4 protein-coding genes are annotated in these 8,828 nt (G+C 51.0%); all 4 read left to right on the top strand.

Going from position 1 to position 8,828, the window contains the following annotated elements:
* The first annotated feature begins 69 nt into the window (after positions 1-69).
* The 4 genes from BBG47_RS21250 (at position 70) to BBG47_RS21235 (ending at position 8,769) form a co-directional block, all read left to right on the top strand.
* Positions 70-1,665 (top strand): extracellular solute-binding protein, encoded by a 1,596-nt coding sequence (locus BBG47_RS21250; RefSeq protein ID WP_065293393.1) that lies wholly within the window; start codon positions 70-72, stop codon positions 1,663-1,665.
* A gap of 272 nt (positions 1,666-1,937) precedes the next feature.
* Positions 1,938-4,109, top strand: a complete 2,172-nt coding sequence (locus tag BBG47_RS21245; RefSeq protein WP_065293392.1) for a glycoside hydrolase family 3 N-terminal domain-containing protein — start codon at positions 1,938-1,940, stop codon at positions 4,107-4,109.
* A 121-nt stretch (positions 4,110-4,230) separates the two neighbouring features.
* On the top strand, positions 4,231-7,626 hold the full coding sequence (locus BBG47_RS21240) for a GH36-type glycosyl hydrolase domain-containing protein (protein WP_065293391.1): 3,396 nt from the start codon (positions 4,231-4,233) through the stop codon (positions 7,624-7,626).
* 177 nt (positions 7,627-7,803) lie between these two features.
* Entirely contained in the window at positions 7,804-8,769 is a 966-nt protein-coding gene (locus BBG47_RS21235) for a LacI family DNA-binding transcriptional regulator (protein WP_065293390.1), read from the top strand.
* The last annotated feature ends 59 nt before the right edge of the window (positions 8,770-8,828 follow it).

The following is an 8,828-nucleotide window of genomic DNA, read 5'->3' as shown; positions in this document are numbered from 1 at the left end:
AGTTCTTGCAACCTTCTCGGTGCTGAAAAGTGACCTATTGAACTCGATCTTAAAAAGGGGCGACAAAACATGAAAGCAGACAAAAAGCTGTCGGTAAGATCCATTCTTCTCCTCTCGCTATGTCTGGTAATGCTGCTGGCTACGGCATGCTCGAAGGAGGGAGCGCAAGGAGGCAATGAGAAGGATGAAAGCGGAAATTACAAGGACAAACTCAAAATTTCCGTGGCAAGCACCATAAATCTGAAGGACGGACAATTGAACAATGAGTTCCACAAGTTCTGGATGGATAAGTTCAATCTGGAGTGGGATTACAACTTCATTGAATGGGATTCATGGGCGGAGAAGCTGCGGCTGTGGGTCAGCTCCGGCGATCTGCCTGACGTGGCTACATGGAATTATATTCACGGCGACGCGATGAACTATATCGACCAAGGGCTTCTGTACAAGTTCCCGGACGATTGGAAGGAGCGCTGGCCGAACGTGGCTGCTGCTTACAAGCTGACTGGGCTTGGCGAGAAGCTGGAAGAGCTGAAGGGCGGCACTTATCTGCTGCCACGTCCCGTTTACTACGAGAACAAGCCTGCTGAGCCGCTTGTAAACCAAAACGGCGTAATTGTCCTGCGCAAGGACTGGGCACAGGCTGTCGGCTTTGAATTAAAGGATGCCTATACGACAAGTGAATTAATGACGTTTGCCAAGCTGGTGAAGGAGAAGGATCCGGGCAAGGTCGGCGCGAATCTGGTGCCTCTTTCCTTCAATGCAGGAGATGCATTGGTGAACATCATTATGCCGAACAGTGAGCATTCCCGTGTGGAGTCTGCCTTCTATAAAGGAGAGGACGGTAAATATCACTGGGGGGCAGCGGATCCGGAAACGCTTGTCGGCTTGAAGTTGATGCAGCAGGCATACAAGGAAGGACTGTTGAATCCTGAGTTCTATACATGGAAAAACAGCGAGGGAGGCGACAACTTCCGCGTTAAAGGCGCAGCGGCAGTATCCGGCCTTGGCGGTCTGGCATCCTTTAGACAAGACGTGGATAAGGATATGCTGAAAAACCTGGGCGTGAGCAGCGACGATCTTGTTCATACTGCGATCGTGCTTGGTGACGACGGCAAATATCGCAATCTGGAGCAGGCGAATTTCTGGTCGGCACTTATTTTCTCGCCGAATATCAGCAAAGAGAAGTTTGAACGGGTTATGGACTTATTGGATTATTCAACTAGCAAAGAGGGCCAAATGCTCTTGAACATGGGCTTTGAGGGCAAGGACTGGAAATACGGCGACAACAAGGAGCTGGTAAGCTTGCTGCCGGAAGGGACATCGCTTGAGGATAAATATCCAAGCCGCTTCGAAGGGCTGTATTTGTTGGGAGACGACTTCAGCATCATTAACCCGGCGATTAAGAAGGAATATCGCGACCGTGCCATTCTGCATTATCAGAACAAGGCGAAGCTGGGCAAAGAGGGCGGCAAGCTGGCCGCTTACGACTGGACGGTTCAATTGCACGATTCCAAGGTGAAGAACCAGGCAACATTCGATTACGAGACGGAGTATACGAATCTCATTTTGCAGAGTGGTGATCTGGAATCGAACTGGAAGAAGTGGGTGAAGAGCAAAATGCCGCTCGTGCAGCCGGTTTTGGATGAGCTAAACAATTTGAAATAGGTACGATTTGTTTAAAAAGAACCCGGTATGCGAACTGTTGCAAACGGCTTGCTGCTTCCGGGTTCCTTTTCCACAACATTATTCTTCTCAATGAGGAATTTGCACAACCGATGATTCGCTTCACCTTGGTGTATGTACAACGGAGTCATATATTGCGCAAGTCCCTGAGGAAGGAGAATCACTACTTTAGGAAATGAAAAATGAAAATCCCTTCGAATGATGACAAGTCAATGATCGTTCATACGAGAAATTCGAACCGTGGAGGAACTATTATGGATAATCAACAACTTCAAGCGCTTGTACAACAGATGACATTGGAAGAGAAGATTGCTCAACTGCTGCAGCTTACGGGACATTTTCATGAAGGCTCGGACAGCGACGGGCAGGTAACGGGGCCGATGGAGGAAATGGGCATAACGGAGCAGATGGTTGCGGCCAGCGGCTCTGTGCTTGGCTTGTCCGGGGCGCAGGGGGTAATCGATGTGCAGCAGAATTATATGAAGAAAAGCCGCCTCGGCATTCCGCTTCTGTTCATGGCAGATGTCGTTCATGGTTTCAAGACTATTTTCCCGATTCCGCTCGCGATTGGCTGCTCGTGGAATACGGAGCTCGCAGAACAGAGTGCGGCAATCGCGGCGCGAGAGTCGGCTGTCTCGGGCATTCATGTGACGTTCGCACCAATGGTCGATCTGGTGCGTGATCCGCGCTGGGGAAGAGTGATGGAAACGACGGGCGAGGATCCGCATCTGAACAGCTTATTCGCACGGGCGTTTGTGCGCGGCTATCAAGGCAGCGATATAAAGGGAGATTCGGAGCGGCTGGCCGCATGTGTGAAGCATTTTGCCGCTTATGGGGCACCGGAAGGAGGCCGCGAGTACAACACGGTTGATATGTCGGAGAGAGCCTTGCGCGAATATTACTTGCCTGCGTACAAGGCAGCGCTGGACGAAGGCTGCGAGATGGTCATGTCCTCCTTCAATACCGTCGACGGTATACCAGCAACAGGAAATGAAAAGCTGCTGCGGGGCATTCTGCGTGAGGAATGGGGCTTTGGCGGCATTGTGATATCGGACTGGGCTTCCATAAGGGAAATGATTGCTCACGGTGCGGCTGAGGATGATCGCGAGGCAGCACTTCGTGCTATACGGGCGGGCGTGGACATCGAGATGATGACGCCGTGCTATGTACATCATTTGCCGGGACTTATCCGCGAAGGCAAGGTAGATGAGGCGCTTGTCGATGAAGCGGTGCTGCGCATTCTGCGCCTTAAGGAGAAGCTGGGCCTATTCGAGAATCCACTGCGCGGCGCGAATCCGGAACGGGAGCGTGAGATTCTTTTCTGCGCGGAGCATCGCAAGGCATCCTACGAGCTGGCAGTTAAATCCTGCGTTCTGCTGAAAAATAACGGCATACTGCCGCTGCAGCCTAATACCAAGGTGGCGCTGATTGGGCCATTCGCTCAGAGTGAGGACGTGTTAGGCTGGTGGTCCTGTGTCGGTGCGAAGGAGGATGCGGTGAAGCTGGGCGATGCCTTGTTGGAGCGGCTGCCAAGCGGGCAGCTGAGCATTGCGGCTGGATGCGGCATCGAAGGTATGTCAGCGTCTCAGTTGAAGGAAGCGCTTAATACGGCTGCTGCCGCGGATGTCATTGTGCTTGCGCTGGGCGAGGCATCCGCGATGAGCGGCGAAGGCGCCTCCCGTACGGATCTTCGTCTGCCGGAAGTGCAGCTTGATCTAGTGAAGCAACTGAAGACGCTTGGCAAGCCGATGGCTGCTGTCTTGTTCAATGGCCGGCCGCTCGATCTGCATGGCGTCATCGAATCAGCAGATGCTGTATTGGAAGCATGGTTCCCTGGCAGTGAAGGCGGAGCAGCCGTTGCGGACATCTTGCTCGGCAAGGTGAATCCGTCAGGGCGGCTTACGATGTCGTTCCCGCAATCGGTCGGACAGGTTCCGGTTTATTACAATTATTTCAATACGGGACGGCCGCTGAATCCGAGCAAGACGGATGAACGCTATGTCTCGAAATATATCGACTGCTCGAATGAGCCGCTGCTTCCGTTCGGCTACGGGCTGTCCTATACATCGTTTGCCTACAGCAATCTGGAGCTTTCCAGCAGCGAGATATCAGATAAGGAGAAGCTTGAAATCCGCGTAACCGTTACGAACACAGGAACAAGAGCAGGTGTGGAAACGGTGCAGCTATATATTCGCGACATATCGGGCGAGGTTGTTCGCCCGCTGCGCGAGCTGAAGGATTATAAGCAGATTGAATTAGCACCAGAAGAAAGCAAGGAAATCCTGTTCTATTTAACCGAGGAGCAACTGAGATATCACCATTCCGATCTTCGCTGGGCAAGCGACGAAGGAATGTTCCTAGTGCATGTTGGATCGAACAGCCGCGATACATTGCAAGATTCCTTTCGACTTGTTCGCTGCTGCTGATTTAGATTTAGGAATAAAAGATGAATGACTAAAAGGGCACAGTTCTACTAGAACAACTAGAACTAGATTTATAGATACAATAGACGCCTTGCTATGAGCTGGGATAGGAGGAAGGGCAGACATGACGACAATAGAGAGATCAACTCAGTCGAAGTTTACGATACAAGCCGGCGAATTGCGCTTTACATTTTGGCCGAGCGGTGATTTGCATCAAGCAGTTAGCGGGCAGATCATGCTCAATCAGTTGGTGACGAGTCCGCTTGATGGCTCGCTCAATAACTTATATCTGCGGATTCACGACGATTCAGGTATCCGCTTCTATCCGCTGCTCGGGATTCGCTCACGCAGCGCCGTGCGGGTGGAAGGGAACCAGGCCGTATGGGAAGGGGCCGTCGAGGGAGTAGCGTATACGGTTACCTTTGCACTTCTGAAAGAGGGCATTTGGTTCTGGGATATTGCGGTGCGCGGGGAAGGTGTAACCGTCGATATCCTGTATGGCCAAGATCTTGGCGTTGCTTCAGTAGGTGCGGTACGCAGCAACGAGGCGTATCTGTCGCAATATATCGATCATGCTGTCTTCGAGGATGAAGAGATCGGCTGTGTTGTATGCTCACGCCAGAATCAACCGCAAGGTGGATCATTCCCTTATATGCAGCAGGGAGCGCTCAGCCGTGCGATTGGCTACTCGACTGACGGGTTTCAATTTTTCGGATTGTCCTATAAGGAAACCAACATACCAGTGAGTGTGATCAAGCCTTGTCTTTCCAATGAAGTGTATCAGTACGAGTTTGCCTATACTGCGCTGCAATCAGAGCGTGTTATGCTTCATGGAGAAGAGCGGTTTGTATTTTATGGCCTGTACAAAACAGACCATGCGGCCGCAATAACGGAGCTGGAGTATCGGGACGAGGTCCGGCAGGCATGGGAAGCCTACTTGTCCGAGTCAAGTCATATAGCTGCGAACGAAAAAAATGCAGCATCGAATCCGTTAAATCCTGTCCAATTCAATGCCGATATTGCTGAACCCCTGCGGACGCTTTCGATGACAGAAGCAGAAGTACAGGCGCTTTTCCCGGAACGAAATCAGGAAGAGCACATGGATGGCAAGCTGTTGTCCTTCTTCACAGATTCCTACGAGCATGTCGTGCTGAAGGAGAAGGAACTGCTCGTTGAACGTCCGCATGGTCATATCGTAATGAGCGGAAACAGCGTGAAGCTTGGCGCGCAGGTCATAACGTCGACTGCTTATATGTACGGCATTTTCAACTCACATGTGGTGGTTGGGAACACAAATTTCAATAAAATGATGAGCAATGCCCGCAACCCGCTGAACGTGCCAAAGACGTCTGGGCAACGCGTCTATATACACTTGAACGGAAAGTATCGGCTGCTCACGATGCCATCCATGTTCGAGATGGGCTTCAATTACGCGCGCTGGTATTACAAGACTGACGGCGACATGCTAATTGTAACAAATTACACGGCAACGGACGCGCCAGAGATTCGCATGAACGTCCGCTCTGTGAATGGAACGGCCTATAAGTATGTGGTCACTAATCAAGTGACGATGAATGTCAACGAGTACGAGCTTCCGGTTCATATGAAGCAGGAGGGCGGAACGCTGATCTTCCATGCGAATCGGGAATCGCTGAGCGCTAAGGTGTGCCCGAATCTTGAATATCGCATGTGGGTGGAAGGGGCGTCAGTGACGATCGGTGATGAGACGATGCTGGCAAGCGGCATCCAATCTGGTGACGCTTCACTTGTTGTCATGCAGCTTGATATGAATCAAGAATGGACGTTAACAATTCAGGGATTGCTGGACGGACGAGAGAACGCAGCGAATTCGGAACACTCCCCGGGGACACGTGATATCCAACCCGAAATGGACGCATACCGTGCATTTTTGAAAGGCTTAATGAACGAATTCCATCTATCGTATGGAGCGGGACAATCCGATGAGCTATTCAAGATGAATGCCTTGGCGTGGTGGTACACACATAACATGCTCGTTCATTATGCAGTGCCGCACGGACTAGAACAGTATGGCGGAGCGGCTTGGGGGACGCGTGACGTATGCCAAGGGCCAGTTGAATATTTCATGGCTACTCACAAGTACGAGCAGGTGCGGGATATTGTGAAGATGGTCTATTCCCACCAATATGAGGACGATGGAAACTGGCCGCAATGGTTTATGTTCGATGAGTACTTTACGGTACAGCAGGAGGAGAGCCACGGGGATATTATCGTGTGGCCGCTCAAGGTGCTGGGCGATTATTTGACGGCAACCGGGGATTACAGTATTTTGAAGGAAAAGGTTCCTTATACCATGAAGCAGCGTTTTGACTTTACGGCGGATAAGGCGACCTTACTGGAGCATGCCATCAAGGAAATATCGTATATTCGCAATCATTTCCTACATGATACGCATTTATCATCTTATGGCGATGGAGATTGGGATGATACGCTGCAGCCGGCGAATGCGCAGTTGAAGAAATATATGATCAGCAGTTGGACCGTGGCACTTACGTATCAAGCAATGAAGCAATTCGCTGATGTGCTGCTGGCAGTGGACAAGAAGCTGGCTGAGAAATTGCAAGAGATCGCATCCGGCATTGAACAGGACTATAAGCGCTGCATGCTGCACACGGAGGTTATTCCCGGCTTCATCTATATGGAAGATCCGGCGCATGCCAAGTTGATGCTGCATCCGACAGACACGGATACCGGCATTCAATATCGGCTTCTGCCGATGACGCGCAGCATTATTGCCGAACTGGTCGATGAGATGCAGGCTCACATTAATTATCGCTTGATTCAGGATCATCTGTTGTTCCCGGATGGTGTGCGACTTATGAATCGACCGGCTCAATATGCGGGCGGCGTCAGCACTCACTTCAAGCGGGCCGAGCAGGCGTCGAACTTCGGACGCGAGGTAGGACTGCAGTATGTGCATGCGCATATTCGTTATGTTGAAGCGATGGCGAAGCTTGGGTGTGCGAACGATGCTTGGCGCGGATTGGAGACGATTAATCCCGTTGGCATTCGGGAAGTCGTCCCTAATGCGGAGCTGCGCCAAAGCAATGCCTACTTCAGCAGCTCTGACGGGAAGTTTCATTCCCGGTATGAGGCGCAGGCGAATATGGACGCGCTTCGCAGCGGAGCGGTGCAGGTGAAGGGCGGATGGAGAATCTACTCCAGCGGTCCGGGAATCTATATGAATCAACTGATTGCGAATGTGCTTGGTATTCGGCAGGCTGGAGGCGATTTGGTCATTGATCCTGTGCTTCCGAACACGATGGATGGGCTGCATTTTGACTATCATTTTGCCGGAAGACAGGTTACCTTCATCTATCGTATTGCAGGCGGTGGCGTGAGCCGGGCGGCGATAAATGGGACGAAGGTGAATGCGGAGCGGCTGAATAACCCGTATCGGCAGGGTGGCATACAAATCGCAAGTGCGGATATCGAACGCGAATGGAGAAACGGTGCAAATCGGATTGAAATATGGATGTAAGGAAGGCAAAGGCGATCTTTTCCGGGTCGCCCTTTTCCCTATAATGCTACAATAGGGAAAGGACATCTGAAGAGCGTGAACGGACATCGGCACATCTTAGTATGACAAAGCGGCATCCGTTCGGATGCAACATCATAAGGAAGAAGGATTGGTTATCAAACGGAGGATTGAGGACACGTGGTCAGTATAAAGGATATCGCTAAAAAAGCAGGAGTGTCAATTTCAACGGTATCTTATGCCCTGAATGGCAGCAGCAAGGTGACGGATGAGACAAGCTCAAAAATATTGGCTATTGCCAGAGAATTGAACTATGTACCGAACGCTGCTGCCCGCAATTTGAAAAAAAGAGAAACGAAGATCATCGGCGCCTTTTTAACGGACTTCAAGGGCGAAGTATATGGCGAATTGCTGGACGGCATGAAGAAAGTATGCAATGCGCAGGGCTATGATCTGATCGTATGCAGTGGGAAGCAGTCTCACCGCATGCTGCCGGAACGAATGATCGACGGCGCCGTCATTCTCGATCAGACGTTCACGAGTGAGGAACTGCTTATGTACGCTGATCGCAATCATAAGATTGTGGTGATGGATCGGGAATTGGATCATCCGAACATTAATCAGGTGCTGTTGGATAACAAGGCGGGTGCGACCTTGGCGACGGAATATTTGGTGGAGCAGGGGCACCAGAAGATTTATATCGTGACAGGCCCGCCTGGATCGTATGATTCCGAGCAGCGGATGAAGGCAGTGAAGCTCGTATCGGATCGGGCAGCGAATGTAGAGTGGGTTGAAATCGTCGGCGACTTCAACAAAAGCGGCGGTGAGAAGGCTGCTGAGCAAATCTTGCAGGAGTACAACGGGCCAGCTGCTGTATTCTGCTTGAACGATGAAATGGCGGTTGGGTTGTACAATCGCATATCAGATACAGAGCTCCGTGTTGGCGAGGATATTCATCTGATCGGGTTTGACAATATTGAGCTGACTCGCTATATGCAGCCGCGACTCGCAACCATCGATTATTCCAAGCACAAGTGGGGCTCGCTCGCATGCGAGCAGTTGCTTAAGATGATTGCGGAGGAGAAGGTTGAGCATGAGCGCGTCTACGTTACCCTCGTTAAGGGGGAATCCGTAGGTAAAGCTTAACAATTATGGGTTCAACCATACCTCTTAAGTAATGAGTATCGCTCGATGACTAAGTCAAT

The organism is Paenibacillus sp. KS1 (assembly GCF_001680695.1).
GTDB lineage: Bacteria > Bacillota > Bacilli > Paenibacillales > Paenibacillaceae > Paenibacillus_B > Paenibacillus_B suaedae.
The sequence above is the reverse complement of the archived record's forward strand: the minus strand, read 5'-3'. Positions and strand labels throughout refer to the sequence as shown.

Excerpts from the sequence above, each read along its gene's own strand:
- BBG47_RS21250 (WP_065293393.1), top strand. The coding sequence starts at position 70 with ATGAAAGCAGACAAAAAGCTGTCGGTAAGATCCATTCTTCTCCTCTCG.
- BBG47_RS21245 (WP_065293392.1), top strand. The coding sequence starts at position 1,938 with ATGGATAATCAACAACTTCAAGCGCTTGTACAACAGATGACATTGGAA.
- BBG47_RS21240 (WP_065293391.1), top strand. The coding sequence starts at position 4,231 with ATGACGACAATAGAGAGATCAACTCAGTCGAAGTTTACGATACAAGCC.